This window comes from Alphaproteobacteria bacterium (assembly GCA_033344895.1).
Lineage (GTDB): Bacteria > Pseudomonadota > Alphaproteobacteria > UBA8366 > Aestuariispiraceae > Pacificispira.
Genome location: JAWPMN010000001.1, coordinates 2,419,711 through 2,441,736 on the forward strand (window position 1 = coordinate 2,419,711; position 22,026 = coordinate 2,441,736).

General features: G+C 61.9%; 23 protein-coding genes. 16 read left to right on the plus strand and 7 right to left on the minus strand.

What is annotated here, in order from left to right; translation table 11 throughout:
- Nucleotides 1-744, minus strand: a complete 744-nt coding sequence (locus tag R8L07_11865; protein ID MDW3206222.1) for a biotin/lipoate--protein ligase family protein — start codon at nucleotides 742-744, stop codon at nucleotides 1-3.
- 112 nt (nucleotides 745-856) lie between these two features.
- Between R8L07_11865 and R8L07_11870 the strand changes: the two genes are divergently transcribed.
- On the plus strand, nucleotides 857-1,753 hold the full coding sequence (locus R8L07_11870) for a helix-turn-helix transcriptional regulator (protein MDW3206223.1): 897 nt from the start codon (nucleotides 857-859) through the stop codon (nucleotides 1,751-1,753).
- Between the two features lie 3 nt (nucleotides 1,754-1,756).
- Here the strand turns inward: R8L07_11870 and R8L07_11875 are convergent, their stop codons facing one another.
- From R8L07_11875 to R8L07_11890, 4 genes are all read right to left on the minus strand, one after another.
- Nucleotides 1,757-2,140, minus strand: coding sequence for a hypothetical protein (locus R8L07_11875; GenBank protein ID MDW3206224.1), 384 nt, complete (start codon nucleotides 2,138-2,140; stop codon nucleotides 1,757-1,759).
- Between the two features lie 265 nt (nucleotides 2,141-2,405).
- Nucleotides 2,406-3,236: a substrate-binding domain-containing protein gene (locus R8L07_11880; protein ID MDW3206225.1), complete on the minus strand. Its 831-nt coding sequence runs from the start codon at nucleotides 3,234-3,236 to the stop codon at nucleotides 2,406-2,408.
- Nucleotides 3,230-3,976: an ABC transporter ATP-binding protein gene (locus R8L07_11885; protein ID MDW3206226.1), complete on the minus strand. Its 747-nt coding sequence runs from the start codon at nucleotides 3,974-3,976 to the stop codon at nucleotides 3,230-3,232. Before R8L07_11885 ends, R8L07_11880 begins: the two co-directional genes overlap by 7 nt.
- Entirely contained in the window at nucleotides 3,976-4,704 is a 729-nt protein-coding gene (locus tag R8L07_11890; GenBank protein MDW3206227.1) for an ABC transporter permease, read from the minus strand. The genes R8L07_11885 and R8L07_11890 overlap by 1 nt, the downstream gene beginning before the upstream one ends.
- Before the next feature lie 193 nt (nucleotides 4,705-4,897).
- On the opposite strand from R8L07_11890, the gene R8L07_11895 reads away from it, so the two are divergent.
- The 12 genes from R8L07_11895 to R8L07_11950 all read left to right on the plus strand — a co-directional run bounded on the left by R8L07_11895 (nucleotide 4,898) and on the right by R8L07_11950 (nucleotide 17,223).
- On the plus strand, nucleotides 4,898-5,476 hold the full coding sequence (locus tag R8L07_11895; protein ID MDW3206228.1) for a DUF3305 domain-containing protein: 579 nt from the start codon (nucleotides 4,898-4,900) through the stop codon (nucleotides 5,474-5,476).
- Between the two features lie 4 nt (nucleotides 5,477-5,480).
- A complete protein-coding gene (locus tag R8L07_11900) occupies nucleotides 5,481-6,176 on the plus strand; it encodes a DUF3306 domain-containing protein (protein ID MDW3206229.1) in 696 nt (231 codons plus the stop codon).
- 180 nt (nucleotides 6,177-6,356) lie between these two features.
- Nucleotides 6,357-6,992 carry a molecular chaperone TorD family protein gene (locus tag R8L07_11905; protein MDW3206230.1) on the plus strand — a complete coding sequence of 212 codons (636 nt, stop codon included), beginning with the start codon at nucleotides 6,357-6,359 and terminating at the stop codon, nucleotides 6,990-6,992.
- 58 nt (nucleotides 6,993-7,050) lie between these two features.
- Nucleotides 7,051-7,245 (plus strand): formate dehydrogenase, encoded by a 195-nt coding sequence (locus R8L07_11910; GenBank protein MDW3206231.1) that lies wholly within the window; start codon nucleotides 7,051-7,053, stop codon nucleotides 7,243-7,245.
- Nucleotides 7,246-7,399: 154 nt separating this feature from the next.
- The gene (locus R8L07_11915) at nucleotides 7,400-10,282 is read left to right on the plus strand and encodes a formate dehydrogenase subunit alpha (protein MDW3206232.1); all 2,883 of its coding nucleotides are present in this window, start codon (nucleotides 7,400-7,402) and stop codon (nucleotides 10,280-10,282) included.
- Nucleotides 10,283-10,298: 16 nt separating this feature from the next.
- Complete coding sequence (gene fdh3B / locus R8L07_11920) at nucleotides 10,299-10,892, plus strand: formate dehydrogenase FDH3 subunit beta (GenBank protein MDW3206233.1); 594 nt, start codon at nucleotides 10,299-10,301, stop codon at nucleotides 10,890-10,892.
- 163 nt (nucleotides 10,893-11,055) lie between these two features.
- A complete protein-coding gene (locus tag R8L07_11925; protein ID MDW3206234.1) occupies nucleotides 11,056-11,259 on the plus strand; it encodes a hypothetical protein in 204 nt (67 codons plus the stop codon).
- 85 nt (nucleotides 11,260-11,344) lie between these two features.
- Complete coding sequence (locus R8L07_11930; protein ID MDW3206235.1) at nucleotides 11,345-12,382, plus strand: formate dehydrogenase subunit gamma; 1,038 nt, start codon at nucleotides 11,345-11,347, stop codon at nucleotides 12,380-12,382.
- A gap of 43 nt (nucleotides 12,383-12,425) precedes the next feature.
- Nucleotides 12,426-13,784, plus strand: a complete 1,359-nt coding sequence (locus R8L07_11935) for a c-type cytochrome (protein ID MDW3206236.1) — start codon at nucleotides 12,426-12,428, stop codon at nucleotides 13,782-13,784.
- 129 nt (nucleotides 13,785-13,913) lie between these two features.
- Entirely contained in the window at nucleotides 13,914-15,128 is a 1,215-nt protein-coding gene (locus R8L07_11940; GenBank protein MDW3206237.1) for a hypothetical protein, read from the plus strand.
- A gap of 136 nt (nucleotides 15,129-15,264) precedes the next feature.
- A complete protein-coding gene (locus tag R8L07_11945; GenBank protein MDW3206238.1) occupies nucleotides 15,265-16,380 on the plus strand; it encodes a hypothetical protein in 1,116 nt (371 codons plus the stop codon).
- 30 nt (nucleotides 16,381-16,410) lie between these two features.
- A complete protein-coding gene (locus R8L07_11950) occupies nucleotides 16,411-17,223 on the plus strand; it encodes a sulfotransferase domain-containing protein (GenBank protein ID MDW3206239.1) in 813 nt (270 codons plus the stop codon).
- Between the two features lie 406 nt (nucleotides 17,224-17,629).
- Here R8L07_11950 and R8L07_11955 read toward each other — a convergent pair whose 3' ends face one another.
- A complete protein-coding gene (locus R8L07_11955) occupies nucleotides 17,630-18,034 on the minus strand; it encodes a tellurite resistance TerB family protein (GenBank protein ID MDW3206240.1) in 405 nt (134 codons plus the stop codon).
- A 182-nt stretch (nucleotides 18,035-18,216) separates the two neighbouring features.
- On the opposite strand from R8L07_11955, the gene R8L07_11960 reads away from it, so the two are divergent.
- From R8L07_11960 to R8L07_11970, 3 genes are read left to right on the plus strand one after another with little or no spacing between them, the layout of a single operon-like run.
- A complete protein-coding gene (locus R8L07_11960; protein MDW3206241.1) occupies nucleotides 18,217-18,543 on the plus strand; it encodes a hypothetical protein in 327 nt (108 codons plus the stop codon).
- Nucleotides 18,540-20,009, plus strand: coding sequence for a methyl-accepting chemotaxis protein (locus tag R8L07_11965; GenBank protein MDW3206242.1), 1,470 nt, complete (start codon nucleotides 18,540-18,542; stop codon nucleotides 20,007-20,009). Before R8L07_11960 ends, R8L07_11965 begins: the two co-directional genes overlap by 4 nt.
- A gap of 55 nt (nucleotides 20,010-20,064) precedes the next feature.
- Nucleotides 20,065-21,009, plus strand: a complete 945-nt coding sequence (locus R8L07_11970; GenBank protein MDW3206243.1) for an AEC family transporter — start codon at nucleotides 20,065-20,067, stop codon at nucleotides 21,007-21,009.
- Nucleotides 21,010-21,020: 11 nt separating this feature from the next.
- On the opposite strand, the gene R8L07_11975 is transcribed toward R8L07_11970, so the two are convergent.
- A complete protein-coding gene (locus R8L07_11975) occupies nucleotides 21,021-21,956 on the minus strand; it encodes a hypothetical protein (GenBank protein MDW3206244.1) in 936 nt (311 codons plus the stop codon).
- Nucleotides 21,957-22,026 lie beyond the last annotated feature (70 nt).

Sequence of the window (22,026 nt, forward strand, 5' to 3'; positions counted from 1 at the left end):
TTACAACTCCCAACTGGGGCCGTGCAGGACCCCGGACAGAGGCAATGAACAGGTGTCTTCACCAACCTTGAGTGTCAGATCACCCGATTCGGATAATCCGGTGACCCGGCCGGAAACGGGTCGATCTTCCGCCGGGAAGGTTTGGTCGGATTCCCGACCCGCGGCGCGGTCCAGCCAGGCCGTCGCCACGGCCGACATGCCGCCACGCTGCCATCGATCCAGCCAACTCATGAAGTGGCGGCAATAGGCCTGCAGCAACGCCGGTGCGGAGGCTTCGCCCGCGCCCTCTTCGTAGAGCGATGTCCGGTCGACCCGCCGGCCCGGGTCGGGGTCGTGCGGGGCGCCCATGATGTCGATGCGAATCCGTGCCAGCATCCAGTCCGGCACGGCCGACAGGTCCTGCTGCTCCGTGAACAATGCGACGCCTCCGGCCAGGGCGCCGTTGACCAGAAACCGGTCGGGCCAGGCCATGTGAACCCCGACCCCGGGCGGCATGATGGCGCCCAGGGCATCGTTTCCGGCAAGATTCATCGGATAGATGACCTGGATGGCTTGTTGGAGGGGCATTTCCGGTGCCAGGACCAGAATCGCGTCCAACTGGTCCGGGCGCTCCGAATAGCAGACCGTTCCGGGATCGAGCCGTCCCCGGCGGGCACGGTAGAGAGTTTCGCTCGGCAGGTCCGCTTCGGCGGAAAACCCCATCGGGGTCAGCAGGGGCGGCAGGGTCAGGTCTGACTGGGTCACGGATTCCCGCTTTCACACTGGATCGTGCGTTGTAGGATGGCGTTCAAGAGTCTTTGTTCCAATAGGTTTAGGGTATCCGTCCGGACCTTTCCAGATGTCGCAGCAGCATCTTATGACAACGGCCGAAGTCGCCGACTATCTTCGGATCAAGGAGCGCAAGGTCTATGACCTGGTTGCGACTGATCGGATTCCTTGTACCCGCGTGACCGGCAAACTCCTGTTTCCGAAACCGCTGATCGACCTCTGGGTTGCCTCAGGCACTTCTGGCATCTCCGTAGACCGCGGCACGCCCCGTCCGATGATCGCGGCAGGAAGCCACGATCCCCTGTTGGAATGGGCCCTGCGCCGAGCCGATGCCGGGATCGCCATGCTTTTCGAGGGAAGCCTGAATGGATTGCGCCGGTTTCTGGATGGGGATGCGCTCTTCTGCGGACTGCATGTGCCGAGGCTTAGCGGCTCCCATCCAATCGGCGGGGAAGCCAATACCCATCTGTTCTCGGACGGTGGGCAGGGCGGCGTCGCCGCATCGCAGGTCGTGCTGATCGAGTGGGCACGGCGCGAGCAGGGGCTGATCCTGCCCGCGGGAAATCCGAAAGGGATAAAATCGCTATCGGATCTGGCGCAGAAGGGGGCGGTTCTGCGTCCGCGTCAGCCGGAGGCGGGTAGCCGGGTATTGTTGGAAGGGCTTGTCGCCCAGGCGGGCCTGGCGTCGGGCCGTCTCAAACTGGACGAAACCGTCGCCCAGAGCGAGACGGAGGCGGCGACGGCGGTCGCGGACGGGGAGGCCGATGCGGCCTTCGGAATTGCGGCGGCGGCGAAGCGGTTCAATCTGGCTTTCGTGCCGCTGGCGACGGAGCGCTATGATATCGCCGTAGATCGGCGGGACTATTTCGAGCCGCCGTTCCAGGCGCTGTTGGCGGTTTCCCGCAGTCAGACGTTCCGGTCGCAGGCCGAGAAACTTGGAGGTTATGATGTCTCGTCCTGCGGCCGGGTCGTCATGAACGGGTAGGACTTACTCCTCGAAAGCCTTTTCCAGACGATCGATGGCATCGTCAAAGCCCGCCTTGGCGTCGTCCCAGGTTTCCTCGGACGCGTCCTTCACTTCGCCCCAGGCGCTTTTCACATTCGCCCAGGCCTTCGATGCGGCGTCGCCAGCGTCGTTACCGGCACCTTCTGCGGTCTCGCCGACCTTCTCGGCCCATTCTTCGAAAGTTTCCTTCACGGCGGCTTTCTCATCGGCAAGACTGCCGTTCTTCTTCACTTCCGCGACCTGAATGACGCCACTGTCCGCATGGGCGGCCGGGTTGGGCGTCTGGACGGCGCCGACGGATGCGGCGGTCGCACCGGCAGCGGGGATCATTGCAATCGCGGCGGCAGCAAGAAGTACGCGTTTCATGTGTGTTCTCCATCATTGTGGACGGGACCGGACACGGGATCGGTCTCGCTTTCCACCGCAGCCGGGGAAATTCCGGACGACTGCGGTGCGGGCCCGATGATGCAGGCATCCGACTGCCAAATGACATATGTGTGGATCGGCTGATTTCATCTGAAAAGATTTCATGCAACCAAATCGAACCATACCCTGGTAGGAGAACGCCCCGCCGGCGCGTTCGGCCGGCGGTGCGTTGCCGCAATGCGAATTCTCGATCTGGGGCTGTTTTTCAGCTCCCTTGCGACGGGGCATTGGGGAAGAAAAGCTGCGTGCCGCCCAGCTTGTACGCGGCGATCGCGGCCTGCCCATCCTTCGATGTGATCCAGGTCACGAAGGCTGTCGCATCATCGATCTTAACGTGGGGAAAGCGGTCGGCGCTGACCGCGATGACGCCGTACTGGTTGAACAGGCGCTTGTCGCCTTCATGAACGATATCGAAGCCGTCCTTGTTCTTGAAAGACAGCCATGTCGCCCGGTCGGTCAGCGCATAGGCACCCATGCCATGCGCAATATTCAACGTGGCGCCCATGCCGGACCCGGTTTCGCGATACCAGTCACCGGACGGGCTTTCCAGGCCGGCGGCCGCCCACAGCGCGCGCTCCCGCTTGTGCGTGCCACTGTCGTCGCCGCGCGATGCGAAGGCCGCGCCACGGTGCGCAATTGTTTGCAGCGCGGCCAGAATGTCGTCGGCATCTTTTACCATGGCCGGATCGTCATCCGGCCCGACAAGGACGAAGTCGTTGTACATGACGTCGACACGCTCCACGCCGAATCCCTCGGCGACGAATTTCTCCTCCGACGGTTTGTGATGGACGAAGAGGACGTCCGCATCGCCGTTGCGCGCCAGCTTGATTGCCTGGCCGGTGCCGACGGCCACGACCCGTACTTCGATCCCTGTCTTTTCGGTAAAGGCCGGCAGCAAATGATCAAACAGGCCGGAATTCGCCGTTGAAGTGGTCGACGCAACGGTGATGAAGCGGTCGGCCGCGTGGCCGGTCTGCAGGCTGGCGACCATCAGTGCAGTGGCCAGCACCAAGCCGGGCAGGAACTTCTTCAGCATATCAGGTCTCCTCTCAGGAAGGCTTCGAGTTCTGGTGTCTTCGGTGCGTCGAATATTGTGGGCAGGGGACCGGATTCGATCGCGCGACCGGCATTCAGGAACAGCACGCGGTCGGCCAGACGGCGAACCTGTCCCATCTCGTGCGACGAAAGGATCACGGCGATCCCTTCGCCGGCGATTTCCGCCATTATGGCCTCCAGCGATGCGGCGGCCGCAGGATCCAGCCCCGCGGTCGGCTCATCCAGCAGCAGCACGCGCGGTGCCTGGGCCAGGGCCTGGGCAAGCGCCAGCCGCCGTTGCTGACCGCCGGACAAGTGGCGCGCCACGGCATTGCGGCGGTCGGACAGTCGCGCCCGGTCGAGCAGGTGGTCGATGCGATTTTGGCGCTCGGCCTTGTCCAGTCCCTTGCGCTTGAGCACAAAATCGAGATTGGCCGACACGGTCCGGCGCAGCAGAACCGGGTTTTGCAGAAGGATCGCTCGCGGGGGCGCCCCGTTCCCCGGCCATTCCAGACGTCCGGAATCCGGCCGGACCAGATCGTGCAGCAGCCTCAGCAGCGTCGTCTTGCCCGCTCCGTTGGGGCCGATCAGGGCTGTCACACCGCCGGTGAGGGGCAGGGACCAGCTCTGAATGTCCAGTATGTTGCGTCCGCCACGTCGGACACGGACGTCATGGATAGAAACCAGATCGGTTTCTGCCGCAGCGCCCCTGACGCCCGAACTCGTCACGTCGCGCGGCATCAGGTTTCTCCCGGGGCGCGGGTTTCGCCGGCCGCACGGCGGCCGTATTCGCGCGCAAGGGAGGCGGCAGCATTCACGGCAATTGCAATGGCGATCAGGACGATGCCGAGTGCGAGAGCGAGCGCGAGGTCACCCTTGCTGGTTTCCAGGGCAATTGCGGTTGTCATGACACGCGTCACACCGGCGATGTTTCCGCCGACGATCATCACTGCACCGACTTCAGCGACCGCCCGCCCGAATCCGGCGAGGATTGCGGTGGCCAGACTGAAACGCGCTTCCACCAGGAGAGTCTGCGCCCGTTCCCACCGCGAAAGCCCCAGGGCACGGAGCTGTTCGGCATATTCGGCGTCGAAATCTTCCAGGCTGCGGAGTCCGATTGCGGTAACGATCGGGGTGATCAGGATGGTTTGTGCGATCACCATCGCGGCCGGCGTGAACAGAAGGCCGAGATCGCCCAGCGGACCGGCCCGCGACAGGGACAGGTAGACGAACAGGCCGACCACCACCGGCGGCAGTCCCAGCAAGGCGTTCAGGACGGTCACGACCGCGCCGCGTCCCGGAAAGCGGGCAATGGCCAGCCATGCCGCGAGCGGCAGGCCTACAAAAGTCGCGATCAGTGTCGCGATCAGGCTGACCTGCAGCGACAGTCCGATGATTCCGTAGAGCTGATAATCGCCTTCCAGAACCAGTCTGACGGCCAGCATCACCGCTGAATCGTGATTGTCCATCATGTGCCCTGCAAAACAATGTGATGATATGTTCTATTTCCGGAATCACCATGAATCAAGATTATACACAGTATTGTCTAAGGGGTGGTGCGTGGCAAGATTGGTCAGACCAATTCTAAACTGTACTGCAAAGGTCGGATTTTCGGACGGAATTCCGAAAGCGGCCGAAACAGGGAAGGAGGCACCCCGGTCGATGCCCAATCAGAAGTCGGATGCCTTCGATGCCCGCGAGATTCGCATGCCTCTGGGGATCGTGGTGGAAAAGCGCCCCGCGACCAGTCGCTGGATCAGTCATACGTGGCGGCCAGTCGCCGTGTTGCCCGGTGCATCGGAAATCACCGAATGGAAACTGCTGGACCAGACGGACGGCGTTGAACGGTTTCAAATCGCGACTCTGGAGCTGGAACTGCACCGCAAGGAAACCGAGGCCTATCTGGTGAACCTCGCGAATGAGGTGCCGTCGATCTATGTCGTTCTGCGCGCGCCGGATCCGGAAGATGACGACCCCGAGGCACCCGAGATTTCCGCTGTCCGGGCCACGGCATCACCCTTCGAGGCCCAGGACTTCCTGGATTGCGGGGAAGATATCGTGGAGCCGGTGCCGATGACGGAAGGCCTCATCGCCTGGGTGCAGGCCTTTGTGGATCGGCATCATCAGGAGGCGCCGTTCAAGAAGCGCAAGCGCAAGGATTTCCGGCGTGAGGAACCTGCTTTCGGGAAGGTTCTGCATCCGATCGAACAGCGCTTCTATGACAAGTCCAAGCTGAACTGAACCCATGTCACAGGATCGTTTCCTCAGCCGCTGGTCGCGGCGCAAGGCCCAGAACAGGCGGTCGAAGCCGGTAGCCGGCGTTGCCGTCGCCGAGGCGGAGGATGCGCGGGACGACGGGCTGCAGACCCTGGATGTCTCTGCCGAGGCGCCGGTGAAAACCAAACCGCCCGCACGCGACGATCGCGCCGGTGCGGCGCCCGAAGAAGGGGCGCCACAGGAGCCCGTCGAGCTGACCGAGGGCGAGTTGCGGCGGCAGGCCGAGGAACTGGGATTGCCGGATCCTGAAACCTTGGGCCCCGATTCGGATTTCAAGCAGTTCATGGCCCCTGATGTGCCCGGGCAGTTGCGCAATCTGGCGCTCCGCCGGCTCTGGCGCAGCAATCCCGTGCTCGCCAATCTGGATGGCCTGGTGGATTACGGCGAAGATTTCACGGATGCCGCCCGTGTCGTCGCAAACATGCAGACTGCCTATCAGGTCGGTCGGGGCTATCGACGGGACGAACCGGAAGAGGAAGAAGTCGCCGAAACCGAAACCGTCGAAGAGCTTCAGGAGGCTGGCGGCGATCCCGATGGCGGTCAGTCTGCCGAGACGGACGAGGAAACCGCCGAGGAAGGTGAAGACGCCTCTGTGGAAATCGCGGAAGTAGAAGATCCAGAGGGTGAAACCGACCGTAGACAGGATGACGGTGATCGGACATAATGAAATTGGTAATGCCAATTTTTCGCAACAAAATTGTGGCTTTATGCTCAAAGTTGGAACGTTGCGAATAAGTCGCAATAACAAAGCGTCGGGTCGATCTGAAATAGCATTGCCGTCATGGTGATCGAACCCGATGCGGGGTGTGTCTCAGACGCGCTCCGACGAATAGGAGGGGACACGGTGACAGGCACGCGAGACAATCTCGCCCTGGAGACCTCAAGTCAGCCTGATCGCACGCCGGAGGAACTGGCGCGTCAGGCGCTTTATGCTTTTCTGACCCGGGCGCTGGCGCGCCCGCTCTCAGCGTCCGAACAGACGGCGCTGTCTCCCTTCGTGAGTTCCGAAACCGACCTCGGCTCGGCAGCCGGCGCGCTTGTCGAAGCGTTGGGCACGGCGGAAGCGGCCAGCCTGTCGCGCGAGTATCAGGACCTCTTCATCGGCGTCGGGCGCGGTGAGTTGCTGCCCTTCGCTTCGTACTACCTGACGGGTTTCCTGAACGAGAAGCCGCTGGCGGAATTGCGGGGCGACATGCGTCGCCTGGGATTCGCGCGTCCGGCCTCGGTCAAGGAGCCGGAAGATCACATCGGATCGCTCTGTGACATCATGTGCCATCTGATCGAAGGCACCGCGACGGGCGATTTCGACATCTACGATCAGGACCAGTTCTTTGCGGCCCATCTGAAACCCTGGGCCGGGAAATTCTTCGCCGATCTTGAAAAGGCGAAGACAGCCGATGCGTACCGACATGTCGGTCGGATCGGTCGGATCTTCATGACGATCGAGGAACAGAGCTTCGGGATGATTGCCCGGGCATGACCGCAGTCGGTGTGAGGGTTCTTTTTGGACCAACCCTTTTGAAAGGGAGGATGTCAGCATGAGCGATAAGGACGATAGCGTCAGCCGTCGCCAGTTCTTCGGGGCCGCCGGAAAGGGCGCCGCCGTGGGAGCCGGTGCGGTAGCCGCCGCCATCGGTGTCGCCCCCGCACAGGCGGAGGAGATCATCGAAGGGGCGGGCGACTATCGGGAATCCGCGCATGTGAAGACCTATTACGACCTCGCCCGGTTCTGATCGAGCCGGCGCGGGCCCGTCGCTAACGGGTCGGATGCGCAGCGTCCCGGGGACGCGAAACAGGTAGCGTTTTCGATATCGATAAAGGAGGGGCCGGACGGCCGGCGCAACAGGCGCTCGGACGGGACCGGTCAAAAAAAGGAAAGGGAGAGACATGCTCCGGAAAAAGACCAGCGGGGTTGCAAATGGCCCCCGTTCGGCAGCGGCCTTCACGGCCGTGTCCGGGAATGCGGTGGATCGACGTACCTTCCTGAAGCGCTCGGGCCTGACGGCCGGCGGGATCGCGGTGGCTGCCGCGGCTCCGGCGGGGCTGATGACCAAGCGTGCGGAAGCGGCGAACGCGCCCGGCACCGGCGAGAATGTCCAGACCGTAAAATCGGTCTGCACGCATTGCTCCGTCGGCTGCACCGTCATGGCCGAGGTGGAAAACGGTGTTTGGACCGGGCAGGAGCCCGGCTTCGACAGCCCGTTCAATCTCGGTGCCCATTGTGCGAAAGGGGCTTCGGTCCGCGAGCACGCCCATGGCGAACGTCGGCTGAAATATCCGACCAAGCTGGTGGACGGAAAATGGACGCAGGTTTCCTGGGATCAGGCGATCGAGGAAATCGGCGACAAGATGCTCGAAATCCGTGAGCAGTCGGGACCGGATTCGGTCTATTGGCTGGGCTCCGCGAAGCACAATAACGAGCAGTCCTATCTGTTCCGGAAGTTCTACGCCTTCTGGGGGACCAATAACGGGGACCACCAGGCGCGTATCTGTCACTCCACCACGGTCGCGGGTGTTGCCAACACCTGGGGCTATGGCGCGATGACGAACTCCTACAACGATATCCACAATTCGCGCGCCATCTTCCTGATCGGGGGCAACCCGGCGGAAGCGCATCCGGTCTCGCTGCTGCATCTGCTGCGGGCCAAGGAGATGAACAATGCGCCGATGATCGTGTGCGACCCGCGCTTCACGCGTACGGCCGCGCATGCCGACGAATATGTCCGGTTCCGCCCGGGCACCGATGTCGGCCTGGTCTGGGGTATCCTGTGGCACATCTTCGAGAACGGCTGGGAAGACAAGGAATTCATCCGCCAGCGTGTCTGGGGGATGGATCAGATCCGCACCGAGGTCGCCCGCTGGACTCCCGAGGAGACCGAACGTGTTACCGGCGTGCCGGGCTCGCAGCTGAAGCGTGTTGCGCGGACGCTGGTCAACAACCGTCCCGGCACCGTGATCTGGTGTATGGGCGGGACCCAACATACAAACGGCAACAACAACACCCGGGCCTACTGCATCCTGCAGCTGGCGCTTGGGAACATGGGCAAGGCTGGCGGCGGAACGAACATTTTCCGCGGCCATGACAACGTGCAGGGAGCGACCGATCTGGGCGTGCTCTGTCACACCCTGCCCGGTTATTACGGCGTGAAGGCCGGTGCCTGGAAGCACTGGTCCCGAGTCTGGGACGTGGACTACGACTACATGGTCGGACGGTTCGCTTCCAAGGATCTGATGGAAACCGCTGGCTTCCCGGTGTCGCGCTGGATCGACGGCGTGCTGGAAGACAAGGAAAACGTCGACCAGCCGGACAATCTGCGGGCCATGGTGTTCTGGGGCCACGCCCCGAACTCGCAGACCCGTCTGCCGGAAATGAAGACGGCGATGGAAAAACTCGACCTGCTGGTCGTGGTGGATCCGTATCCGACGGTCTCGGCCGTGCTGCACGACCGCAAGGACGGCGTCTATCTGCTGCCGGCGGCGACGCAGTTCGAAACCTACGGCTCGGTGACGGCGTCCAACCGGTCGCTGCAATGGCGTGAGAAGGTGGTCGAACCGCTGTTCGAATCACTGCCGGACCACACCATCATGTACAAGCTGGCCAAGAAGCTCGGCATGGCGGATGAGATGTTCAAGAACATCACCATCCAGGACAATGACGAGCCGCTGATCGAAGACATCACGCGGGAGTTTAACCGCGGTATGTGGACGATCGGTTATACCGGTCAGTCGCCGGAACGTATGCGCAAGCATATGGAAAACCAGCATACCTTCGACCGGACGACGCTTCAGGCGATCGGCGGTCCTTGCGACGGCGAATACTACGGTATGCCGTGGCCGTGCTGGGGGACGCCGGAAATGGGCCATCCGGGGACGCCGATCCTGTACGATCCGTCCAAGCCGGTGGCCGAAGGCGGTCTGACCTTCCGGGCGCGCTTCGGCGTGGAACGGGACGGCGACAACCTGCTGGCCGAAGGCTCGTATTCCGTGGGATCGGAAATCCAGGACGGGTATCCGGAATTCACCATGCAGATGCTGATGGATCTCGGCTGGGACGGTGATCTGACCGCGGAGGAAAGAGCCGCGATCGATGCCGTTGCCGGTCCGAAGACGAACTGGAAGGTCGACCTGTCGGGCGGCATCCAGCGCGTTGCCATTCAGCACGGCTGCGCGCCCTTCGGGAACGCAAAGGCCCGCTGCGTGGTCTGGAACTTCCCGGACCCTGTGCCGACCCACCGCGAGCCGCTGTATACGCCGCGCCGCGATCTGGTGGCGGACTATCCGACCTACGAGGATCGGAAGATGTACCGTCTGCCGACCCGCTATGCGTCGATCCAGCAGCAGGACTTCTCGAAGGACTTCCCGATCATCCTCACCTCCGGCCGGTTGGTCGAGTACGAGGGCGGCGGGGACGAAACGCGGTCCAATCCGTGGCTTGCGGAACTGCAGCAGGACATGTTCGTCGAAATCAATCCGCGTGATGCCAACAATCTGGGCATCAAGGATGGCGATCGTGTCTGGGTGCACAGTCCCGAAGGCGCCAAGGTCAACGTCATGGCGATGGTGACCGAACGTGTCGGCAATAGCGTGGTCTTCATGCCGTTCCATTTCGGTGGCTGGTACCAGGGTCAGGACCTCCGCGAAAAATATCCGGCAGGGGCGGATCCCTATGTGTTGGGTGAATCGTCGAACACGGCCCAGACCTATGGGTACGACTCGGTGACCAACATGCAGGAGACCAAGTGTACCCTGTGCCGGATCGAACGCGCTTAAGAGGGAGGACTGAACTATGGCACGTATGAAATTCCTCTGCGACGCGGAACGCTGCATCGAATGCAACGCCTGCGTCACGGCGTGCAAGAACGAGCATGAGGTCCCGTGGGGGATCAATCGCCGGCGGGTCGTCACCATCAACGACGGCAAGCCGGGCGAGCGGTCCATCTCGGTCGCCTGCATGCATTGTTCGGATGCGCCGTGCATGGCGGTTTGCCCGGTGGATTGCTTCTACCAGACCGAAGAAGGTGTGGTGCTGCACTCCAAGGATCTGTGCATCGGCTGCGGATACTGCTTCTACGCATGTCCGTTCGGTGCGCCTCAGTATCCTCAGGCGGGCAACTTCGGAAGCCGCGGCAAGATGGACAAATGCACCTTCTGCGCCGGCGGCCCCGAGGACAACATGTCTCAGGCGGAGTACCAGAAATACGGTCGCAACCGTCTGGCCGAAGGCAAGTTGCCGCTTTGCGCGGAAATGTGTTCCACAAAGGCCCTTCTCGCGGGCGATGGGGATGTCATCTCCGACATCTACCGCGAACGCGTGGTGTCTCGCGGCTTCGGCTCGGGCGCCTGGGGCTGGGGCACGGCCTACGAGCAGAAAGGTACCTGATCGCGTCATCGGCGTGCCGTCCCGGGCTGTGTACCGGGCGGCACAATGATGGCCGGTTGATGCCGTCTCTGGAGGCGTCGGTGGCCGGTCCGGTTCCGGCGCCTCTTTTTCCAGGACATGCGGCCGTCCGCCGCCCCTGAAAAACGAAGGTCGATCGATACCCATGCAGTACCGACACATCAATCGCTCCCTGCTTCTGATTGCTGGAACGGCAGCTGTACTTTTTACGGCGGGTTGCCGGGAAGAAGAGCAGGACCGCATCAAATTCTTCGAGCCGGGCGTCTATCAGGGCCAGCAGGATTCGGCATTGAGCGAAGACACGCTCGATGCCCTGCGCGGCCGCGCCAGTCAGCAGAAGTCTCCCTGACATATCGGGGACAGTCATCAAAAGCGCCGGGCAGGCGCGCCCGCGGCAGCCATGCCGCCGGATCATGGAGGTTGGGATGAAAGGCATGAGATTTCATCTGGTCGCGTTGACCGTTCTGGCGGCTGTGCTTTACCTGGCGCCGCAGGCATTCCCCGGTACCGGTGAAGCCTTGGCGCAGGCCCAGGGGCAGGTTCCGGGCGATGCGCTCGGCAGTTCCAGCGACTCCGAACTCTGGCGGGCCATTCGAGCCGGCGAAGGAAACCTGATTCAGGCGGAAGGCAGCACATGGCGGGCGCTGCGGAACGGTCCGCTGTCGACCTATGGTGTCTGGGCCGTGGCCGGCATGTTGTTTCTGCTCGCCGCGTTTTTCCTGTTCCGCGGTCGCATCAAGATCGAACATGGACCCGCGGGCACGACGATCGAGCGTTTCAATCTGATCGAACGGTGTGGTCATTGGTTGACCGCAGGCTCCTTCATCATTCTGGCGATCACCGGCCTGAACATTCTGTACGGCCGCTACATCCTGATTCCCGTGATTGGAAAGGACGCGTTCGCGACGATTTCACTGGCGGGGAAATGGGTCCATAACTGGGTCGCCTTCGCCTTCATGGTCGGGCTGGTCATGATCTTCGTCATGTGGGTCGTCCACAACATTCCGAACCGGCATGATCTGAAATGGATCGCCCAGGCAGGGGGGCTGTTCTCCAAGGGCACCCATCCCCCGGCGAAAAAGTTCAATGCCGGCCAGAAGATCGTTTTCTGGATCACGATCCTTGGCGGTCTTTCGCTCAGCCTCTCCGGTTGGGCGCTGCTGGATCCGTTCACGACAACCATGTTCGCCGACACCTTTGCCCTGCTGAATGTGTTCGGGCTGGGGCTGCCCACCGACCTGACACCGATGCAGGAACAGCAACTGGCGCAGCTTTGGCATTCGGTCGTGTCGATGTTCATGATCGCGGTGATCCTTGCGCATATCTATATCGGATCCCTGGGCATGGAAGGCGCATTCGACGCCATGGGCAGCGGACAGGTCGACCTGAACTGGGCGAAGGAGCACCATTCCCTCTGGGTCGAAGAAATGCAGTCCAAGCAGTCATCCGGACAGCACGCGCCAGCCGAGTAACGACGAGGGGCGGTACCGCAGTCATGAGCGGGAGAGCGTTTTCATGACCGGCAAAGTGTCGCGCTCTGTCGCTCTGGCGGTTGCCTGCATGATTGTTGGCCTGTGCCTGGGCCGCATCGGATCGGCCCAGGCGGACTTCATCGGTCACGGCGCGCCAGTGCGCGATGTGGTCCTGTCACCGGACGGGCAATTTGCCGCCACGGCAGGATTCGACGATCTGGCCATTTTGTGGTCGGTGGACAGCCGTGAGCAGTTGACCCGGTTCTATGGCCATGAGGCGGGGGTGAACGCCGTCGCCTTCCTGCCGGCCGCGGCAGGCGCAGAGCGACCGCGTGTCGTGACGGCCAGCGATGATGGAACCGCCCGTATCTGGAACGGCGATACGGGTCGGGAATTGCTCACCCTCTCCGGACACACCAAGAAAGTGGTTGCCGTCGCGGCTTCGCCGGACGGGAAACTGGTGGCAACGGCATCCTGGGACCGTACGGTGCGCCTTTGGGACGCGGAAACAGGCCGGTCGTTGCAGGTGCTCGAGGGCCATGACAACAGCGTCAACGATCTGGTTTTCTCCCCGGATGGTGCGGACGTCATTTCGGCGGGCTATGACGGCGATGTCTGGATCTGGCCCCTGAAGGAAGGGGAGCCTTTCCGCTTCTCCCGTGTCGGATTCCCCATCAATGCCCTGGCGATTTCCGGGGATGGGGCGACACTGGTTACCGGTTCCGCCGACAAGACGGTTCGCGTCTGGAACCGCGAGACAGGCGAGATGACCCGTGAACTGGTGGAACCCCATGATGGCGCGGTGCTGACCGTTGCCGTATCCCGGGACGGTCGTGCGATCGCGTCCGGCGGGGTCGGCGGAACGCTGCTGATCTGGGACGGGGAAACTGCGCCGCGCATATCCCTGCAGATCGAGCATTACCGAGCAGTCTGGGCGCTGGATTTTGCACCGGACGGACGTCACATCTACGCGGCGGGCATCGATTCCGTCGTGCGCGCCTGGCGTACTGCCGATGGACAGTCTGTCATTGGGGAGGCCACCCGTTTCCGCCCCGTCGAGCGGGTGTCTCGCGCCTTGGCGGACTCTCAGGACCCGGTGGAGCGCGGCAGCTTCCAGTTCCGCAAATGCGCAATATGCCATGCCCTGGAAGATGGCGGCCCGCCACGGTCAGGGCCCAGCCTTGCCGGATTGTTCGGCCGACGGGCCGGGACGCATCCGGGATACGACTTTTCCGATGCCCTGGATGGCAGCGATGTGATCTGGACGGAGGAAACGGTTGATCTGTTGTTCGACATCGGGCCGGACAAGATGTTCCCCGGCACCAAGATGCCCGTGCAGCGCCTGACTGACCCGCGCGACAGGCGTGATCTTGTCGAGTTCCTGAAGCAGGCGACGGACTGACACAAGCCCGGGAGAGCTGGTTTCGGCTCGGTTGTCACGGAACTTTCCCATTCATTTTATGATTTTGTTAACGCTCCCCCTGATAGTCAGTTATCGGGGCGAGCGGGATCAAACCGATGAGAAATGACTGTGACACCGGAACAAACGAAATTCGTAGATTCGACCGTTTCCGCCCTGCGCGCTCAACTGGGGGACTGTTCAGCTGACGAGAAGCGGGGAGTCCTGGAAGAACTTCTGTCCCTGCTTCGGCAATTGAAGACGTCCCGCCATCCTGCGGCGGCGCCGCTGGCCGCTGCGGTTGGCCGCGACATCATCCCACTCTTCGAAGCAGGATCGGAGGCATCGGACCGCTACCAGTTCGAGCTGGAGGAAACGCGCGTGGCGGACATCGTCGCACGTCATGCAGCCGGTTCCATGAGCGTGTTCCGCGCCACGGACTACATCAAGGACCCACTGCCCTACGCGGCGGCCTTCCGGTTCTGGCAGCCGCCCTGCTTCATGAGCCCCGACTTCGAAGACGGGCTGCGCGACCTCTTTCTCGATGTCCTGCGGACCGCCGGACGCACCCAACTGGCGGAAGCCAATTTCTACAAACCCCTTGCCGAAGCCGCCGGTGACGAAGTCGCTCTGGAAAGCGTGGCGGAAAATATTCGCCCGAACGCGGTCCGGTTCCTCATGGATACGATGGCCGGCATTCGGAAAAACGACCGGCCGTACCAGTATCTTTGCCTGGAACGGCTCAAATCGCATTCGATCCGGAATCGCTACCACCTCTACAACGATCTCGACTTCGCCTTCCTGGAATCGGTGATCCAACTGCCTGAAATTCAAGTGCAGCGGATCCACAAGAAGGTACAGGAAGCCTGGGACCAGGACCTTTCGCGCGAACAGTTTGTCGCCGAATTGGAATCTCTCGAGGCGGAATCGGATTCATACATCCTCGACTGTGCAATCCTGTCGGCCTTCTATCATCGACAGGGATGCCGCATGGATTTCAGCGCCCTTTACCACACCCTGATCGGGGCGGAACGCAGCATCGAAGTCGCACAGTCGTTGCGGGTGGTGCTGACCGGTGAGTTGATGCGTATTCCCAATCGTCTGGCCTATGAACTGGCCGAAGGGGACGAGGGACAGGCGGCCGATCGATTTGATTTGCTGGTGGCGGTGCTGGCCGCGATCGGCAAGGCGGAATTGCCGGGGCTCGAGGATCAGATCCTGGCGTTGATCTGGGGGCGCGACGACCTGCGTGAACTGATTGACTGGATCAATCGGGGCTGCCCGGCCGAGGATCTGCCGAAGCTTCTTGAAGTCGCCCCGGAAACGGCGCAGCGCAAACAGGCTTAGCCCGCGCACATCAAGCTTTGGGTCCCGTGTCCGGTTGCGCGGACCGTGCAAAGCTCCTAAACAGCTTGGGGCTAGGCACTATCTTGGGGACGGCCTCTTGATCAGGCATGCATTTTCGGGAATGCCGAAATGGGCCGTGGCCCTCGCAGTGGCATTGTCTGTCGCACTGGCCACCTATGCCCTGATAAAGCCGAAATACGGCTGGGATGTGACAACCTATGTCGGCTGCGCATTCCACGCCCTGGAAGGCGGTAGCTGGTCCGAGACCCATAGCCGGACCTACGACTATCTGAAGCAGCGGTTTCCCGAGCCCGTTTTCAGGGAGATGACGACGTCGCCGCCGGGTATCAGCACCTATCGCACCATCATCGCGACAGATCCGGAGGCCTACCGGCAGCGGCTCAGCGCTTCCTGTTACAAGATCGGCTTCATGGCACCGGTCATTGCCCTGACGGCTGCGGGCGTCGATGTCTTTCTGGCAACCCGCCTGACTGCGGCGATCCCGGCCGCGCTGTTCCTGCTGATCGCGACACTCTGGATATGCAGGTGGGTTCCGCCTGGCTGGGGTATGACGCTGGGGCTATTGTGCGCCCTGACAGGCTTGCTGCAGACGGCCCGGTACGAATATCCGGACGGATTGACCGCCCTGACCGTCGGCGGCGCGGTTCTGGCGTTTTCCATGGCCCGGACCCGTCTGGCATGTGCGCTGTTTCTTTCGGCAATGATCGTTCGAGCGGATGCCATCGTCTATTTCGGAATGTTCCTGTTCTTCGCGGTCTTTCTCGCAGCGCCGGAACGTCGCCTGCGGTTTCGCGAGTCCCTGGTTTGGGGCATTGCGGCCTTGTGTCTGTGGTTCGTGATTTCGCGGCTCATGGAGACACCAAGCTATGCCGCCGCCTTCCATCACAGCTTCGTCGCGAACAACCCGTATCTCCTGGATTTTGACGGGTCGCTTTCTCCGGCGCTCTATTTGGAAATCCTGGCCCGGCAGGTCGGGGTCGTCGCGGGAAAGAGTGCAAAGTATCCGCTCCTGATTGCCATGGCCTGCGCAGCGGCATTGCTGTCCTGGCGTGACAGCGCCCTTCGTGTTCAGGGGGAGGTCGCTCTACTCTGTCTGATGATGGTCAGCTTTCACTTCCTGTTCATCCCGTGGTTCGATACCCGGTATTATGCGGCCCCCTATTTCCTGATCGCAGCGGCGTTCGGAATCGTGCTCTATCGGCGGATCGTGTCGCGTATTGCCGACGGTTAGCCTAGCCTCGCGTCTCACTGCGGAAGTTTCATGTCGAAGTCCAACCGTCTCAATTCCGACTGGCAACGTCATCATCGCAGCCTGAAGGCCTGGAACCAGGCCATGAGCCGCTGGTCGCGTTGGATCATCCCGCGCATTTTCACGCGGCGGGGATATATCTTTGTCGCCGCCTTGCCGAAATCCGGCTCGACGCTTCTGAACAATGCACTGATCCGGCTTACCGGCCATTTTCCACATCCGCTCTGTGATCATCATCTGCACGAACAGAACATCATGCAGTCACGATTGATCGACAGTTGGGGGTTCCGGTCGATTGCCACCCATCACACCTTGGCGACGCCACTGAATGTCGATCTGCTGAGGCGGTTCGAAATTCGTCCCGTCGTCCTGGTGCGGGACATTTTCGATGCCGCCGTATCCCTTCGCGATCACACACAGAATGAGGCTTTGTCCACGGCCACCTTCCTGCCGCCGCCCGGCTATCCCGACTGGACCGATGCCAGGAAACTGGATGCGATCGTCGATCTGGCCCTGCCCTGGCACCTGTCCTTCACCGCGTCCTGGCAGGCGGCGTCGATTGATACACTGACGATTTCCTATGAAGGCCTGATGCGAGATCCTCAGACCACGCTGGAGCGGGTTCTGGACCATATCGGACTGCCGGACCGAAAACCCGGTATTGCCGCCGCATGGGAAGGGGCCGTCGGGGATGGCGATACCCGGCGCAATGTCGGCCGTATCGGGCGGGGCCGCGCCGAATTCGGTGACGAACAGATCGCGCGACTGCGCCATCTGGCCGCCCGTTATCCGGACGCGGATTTTTCGATTATCGGACTGGATTAGTCCGGCGAACTCCTGTCTACTCCCCGCTTCGAAGCCGACAAAAAAATTACCCCCAAGCAAAAGCTTGGGGGCAAGTTGAACAGGGAGGCTTCACGTCTGGGAGACGTAGGGCCGAGCCGATAGGGACATCGGTCGGCGTCGCTGCAATGCAGCAACTGAAGCACCCCTTACATAGGCGTCTTGAACCGCTGCGCCTAGCGCCTAAAACGTCACACCCGACATGCGCAAAATGCATGGCTGATCGGTTTGACCCGCGCGATTCGCTGTGTATGGGGGTAGCGCCTTGACTTTATTGGGTTTTCCGAAACGAGAATAACGGACTGGCTCGTTCGCCAGCCCGTTGCAAAAATGTCACGCTTATTCGACTTTTTCGAAATGAGGCCGGAAACCCGCCCGTTTGGGGGCTTTACAGCGTCGTGAACCGAGCGCGAACGCCCCGTTCGATGCCGGTGCAGATCAGGCGGTCGAGCTCGAACTTCTGCCGAATGATCTGCAAGAGGTTGAGTTCCTCTTCCGAGGCTTCCAGATCCGCTGCCGCCACTTCAACCGCCAGGGCATAGGCGGTTTCGCGAAGTTTGACCGGCAAACCGTCCTTCATCTCCTCGATGATCAGGTCGATCCCGTTTTCGTCTTCCAGCTTGGCGAGGCAGGTTTCGGCGATGCTGGACAGGTTGGACGCGTCGAAATCCCGGAAGATCGGCAGATGTGTGACGATGCGGCCGATCATGTCCATTTCCGACTTGGTCATGACCGCATCCGCGGCAGCCATCATGACCATGCCATGGATCAGGGCTTCGTGCCGGTTCAGCATATCGCGCGGCTCCTATCTTTCGGTTTTCGCTTCGGCGGTTATTCCAACCCCCCCCGGCGCCGTCAAGCCCAAGCGCGTATCGGGAACGGGAACATTAGTTTCGGTTAACCCTTTGACAATGACGTTCGTGGTACGACATTGCTTCTGTCGCGGAATGCGGCAGACAGAGAAATGGTGCTGATGTGAAGGAATACCTCGTCGGATTTGTTCTGGCCGGGGTCGGGCTGGCCAGCCTCGCCGTAATGACCTTCACACCGCCACGCGATGCCACACAACTGGCGCTCGTTTTTTCCCCATGGCTTAGCCAGGAAGAGGTTTTGGCCCGGATCGTCGATCTGGATGTCCGGCTTGTGCGTAATGGGGTTTCGGCATCTGTACTGATCGTCGATTTTGCGCATGCCCCGGAGATCGGGCCGGTTCTGGCCGAACGGGCATTATTTGTTGCCGATGCCCGGGCGGTAGGGGCCTGTTTCGGCGGGTTGCAGGGAACCTTGGGAGTTTCACAATGACTGAAGTCCAATCACTCTCGCTTGAATCCATTCGGCGCGCGGCGACGCGTGTGGCTGTATGGTATCTCTGGGCCCATGTCCCGCTTGTGGCCGGAACGGCCTTCTGGATCGATGCACCGATCCTCCTTCCGACGGGGCTCATGGCGTTGATCGCCTTCGTGGTGACTCTCGACTGGCTGCGCAATCCAGTCGGCGAAAGTGTCCAGATCACGATGGCTGCCGCGATGGCCCTGACTGTCGGCCTGATTGTGTATCTCTTTGCCGGGCATCCCTGGCAGATCGACATGCACATGTATTTCTTTGCGGCCCTGGCGCTGTCTGCTGCTTTCTGCAATTGGCGCGCTGTCCTTGTCTACGCGACGGTCGTTGCGCTGCATCATCTGCTGCTCAACTTCACCTTTCCGGCGGCGGTTTTTCCGCAGGGGGCGGATTTCGGGCGCGTTGTTCTGCACGCCGTAATCGTCGTGGTTCAAACCATAGCGCTTGTCTGGCTGGTCCGGACGATCGAGATGTCGTTCCGCTCGGCCGCGCGGTCGCTGGATGAGGCACGGTCGGCAGAAGCCGAAACACAGCGTATGTCCGCGGAATTGCAGCAGTCGGAGCAGCGGGCGCGCGAGGAGCGCCTCAGCAGACGGCGGGAACTCGCGGCAACTTTTGACGCCGACGTCAACTCAGCCATCGCGGCGCTGAAGGAGGCCATGCGCGACGCGCAGCAGGCCGTGGAAGATGCGATGACCCTGAATTCGCGATCCGAGGATCGCAGTGCGGCCGCCGCCGCCGCGAGCGAACAGATGGCGCAGAACATTCGCACGGTAGCCGCGGCATCGGAGGAATTGGCCGCCAGCGCGACAGAGATCGGTCGGCGCATCGCCGAGATGACGGAGATCGCCGACGATGTCAGCGACGCGACCCGTCAGACTGCCGAAAAAGGGCGGTCGCTGTCCGAAAACTCCAAGCGGATCGAAGAGGTCATCGGCCTGATCGCCGATATCGCGGAGCAGACAAACCTTCTGGCCCTGAACGCGACAATCGAGGCCGCGCGGGCGGGAGAGTCCGGGAAGGGGTTTGCGGTCGTTGCCAATGAGGTCAAGGCGCTGGCAACCCAGACGGCCCGCGCAACGGAGGAAGTCAGCACCGAAGTGACGACCATCGTCGCCGCAATATCGGATGTCGCCGAGGCGTTGAATTCTGTGGACCGCCGGAACGGTGAACTGTCGACGATCTTCACGGGCGTTGCCGCATCGGTCGACGAACAGATGGCGGCGACCCAGGAGATTGCCCGCAACACGCAGGAGGCGGCGCGCGGCAGTGACGAGCTTGGGCAGTCGGTGAATGACGTCAAGGACGCGACACAGGAGGCTGCATCGAGGATGACCTCGGTGACCGGATTGAACCGGAAGCTCATGGACATCACGCAAACCGTCGAGGACAAATCGTCGGCCTTCCTGAAGGACATCCAGGCATAAGTGCCATGTCTCGCTTTCGCTCGACTTGGACCCGTGTTGCGGACAATGTGCGGCCATGCAGGCACTGATTGACGTTTCCATCCCCGTATTCGGCATCATTCTCGCGGGTTATCTGGCCGGGCGGTTCAAGCTGCTTGGGCAGGATTCGACCGCTGCGTTGAACGGTTTCGTCTATTTCATCGCGCTGCCGGCACTGTTCGTGTCGTCCACATCCCAGGCGCCGGTTGCGGAGGTTCTCGACTGGCGCCTTCTGGCGGTGATCGGCGGCGGCTACATCGTCACTGCCCTGCCGGTCGCGATCTTGGCACGGATCCTGTTTTCGAAACGCATCGGCGAGGTCGGGCTGCACAGCGCGGCCGCCGTCTTTGCCAATACGGGCTATATGGGGATACCACTGGTCCTGACGGCATTCGGCGCCGCAGCGACCAATGCGATGATCGCGGCGGTCCTCGCGAACCTCTTCATCGTGCTGGGGATCGCGAGCGCGGTGATGGAGGTGGACCGAACCGGGGCAACCGGGCCGCGGGTCGTGGTGGATGCCGTGCGTGGATTGATTCGCAGTCCGTTGCTTTGGGCCTGCGCGGTGGGGATGGTCCTTTCAGCCATTCAGGTCAGCATCCCGGGGCCGGCGCTCAAGTTTCTGGATCTGCTGGGGGCGGCGGCAGGGCCTTGCGCCCTGTTCGCAATGGGGCTCTTTCTCGTCGGCCAGTCCGTGAGGCGCGGTGCGGCAGAAGTGACCTGGATTACCGTCGTCAAGCTGGTCGTCCATCCGGTCGCGACATGGCTGATCGCGCACTATCTGATACCGCTGGACCCGCTGGAGGAAGCCGTCGCGGTCATCATGGCTGCGTTGCCGACCGGGGGTCTGATCTTTGTACTGGCGCAACGTTACGGCGTCTATGTGCAGCGGGCGACGGCGGCAATCCTGGTGTCGACCATCGTATCGATTGCCACCGTCTCCTTCGCCCTTCAGCACTATGTGGATCTGGTCGGTCCCTAGACCGACCTCAGTCACGTCTTCCCATATTTCCGGATTATCGCGTCGGTGGGCATTCCGGCGGCGCAATCCGCGGCGGCGGCGACACCTGTCCGGGCGAGGCCGTGATGGTCCGGTCCGTCGCCCCGTGTGGGGATCAGGATCGACTCCCGCCCCATTGCACGCAGGGCATAGTGATACTCCTGCTGCGTGGCGAAGGGGGTGTTGCGATCTTCCGGATCGCCGATGATGAAGATCCTGCGTTCGGGATCGTCGGGAACCGCGGGTGTCATGGCGACGGGGTCCACATAGGTCCAGAAGCCGGTAAAGTCGCGTCCGAACCAACCATGGACGTGACTTCGGCTTCGCACCGAAAGAACACCGGAACTGATCGCGGCACAGGCGATGTCGTTCCGTTTCGACAGCAGGGCTCCGACGAGGTGGCCGCCGCCGGATTGGCCGGCCAGTGCGAACCGGTCGATCCCGTGCCTTGCCTTGATCGCGTCCAGCGCGGCTTCGACAATCGCGAGGTTCTCCGGTTGCCGGCGCAGTCGGTGATCGCCGGACGACCCGAATGTTCCCGGGCGGGACAGACGGATATAGGGCATGGCCGTATCTGCTGCGGCCTTTTCCGCCAGGGCCTGCAACTCGTCCGGCGTGGAAAGCGCTTCATACCCGTCATAGACCGTCGCGGTACCGGCCGAGTTCTGCCACATGACGTCGCCGTGCAGATAGACCAATGCGACCGGCGTATCCTCCTCGGACAAGCCGGCGGTGAAGTAACGGACACATTCGCCGCGCCCGTTGGCTGTTACCCAGACGGCGGTATTGGTGTCGGTGGGACAATCCTGCACGCTGAGAACGCTGCCTGAGATCACACCGTCGCGGGTAAAGGTATCCGCGCCGTCGGGATTTATGGCGCAGCCGGCAAGCACCGTCGCAGCCAGGCCGCATAGGAGTGTGGTTCGCATCCTTCTTCCTTTCCGATGTAAGGACGGCAGGATTGATGGTCTAGACGCGAAGTATGGACAAAACCGGACG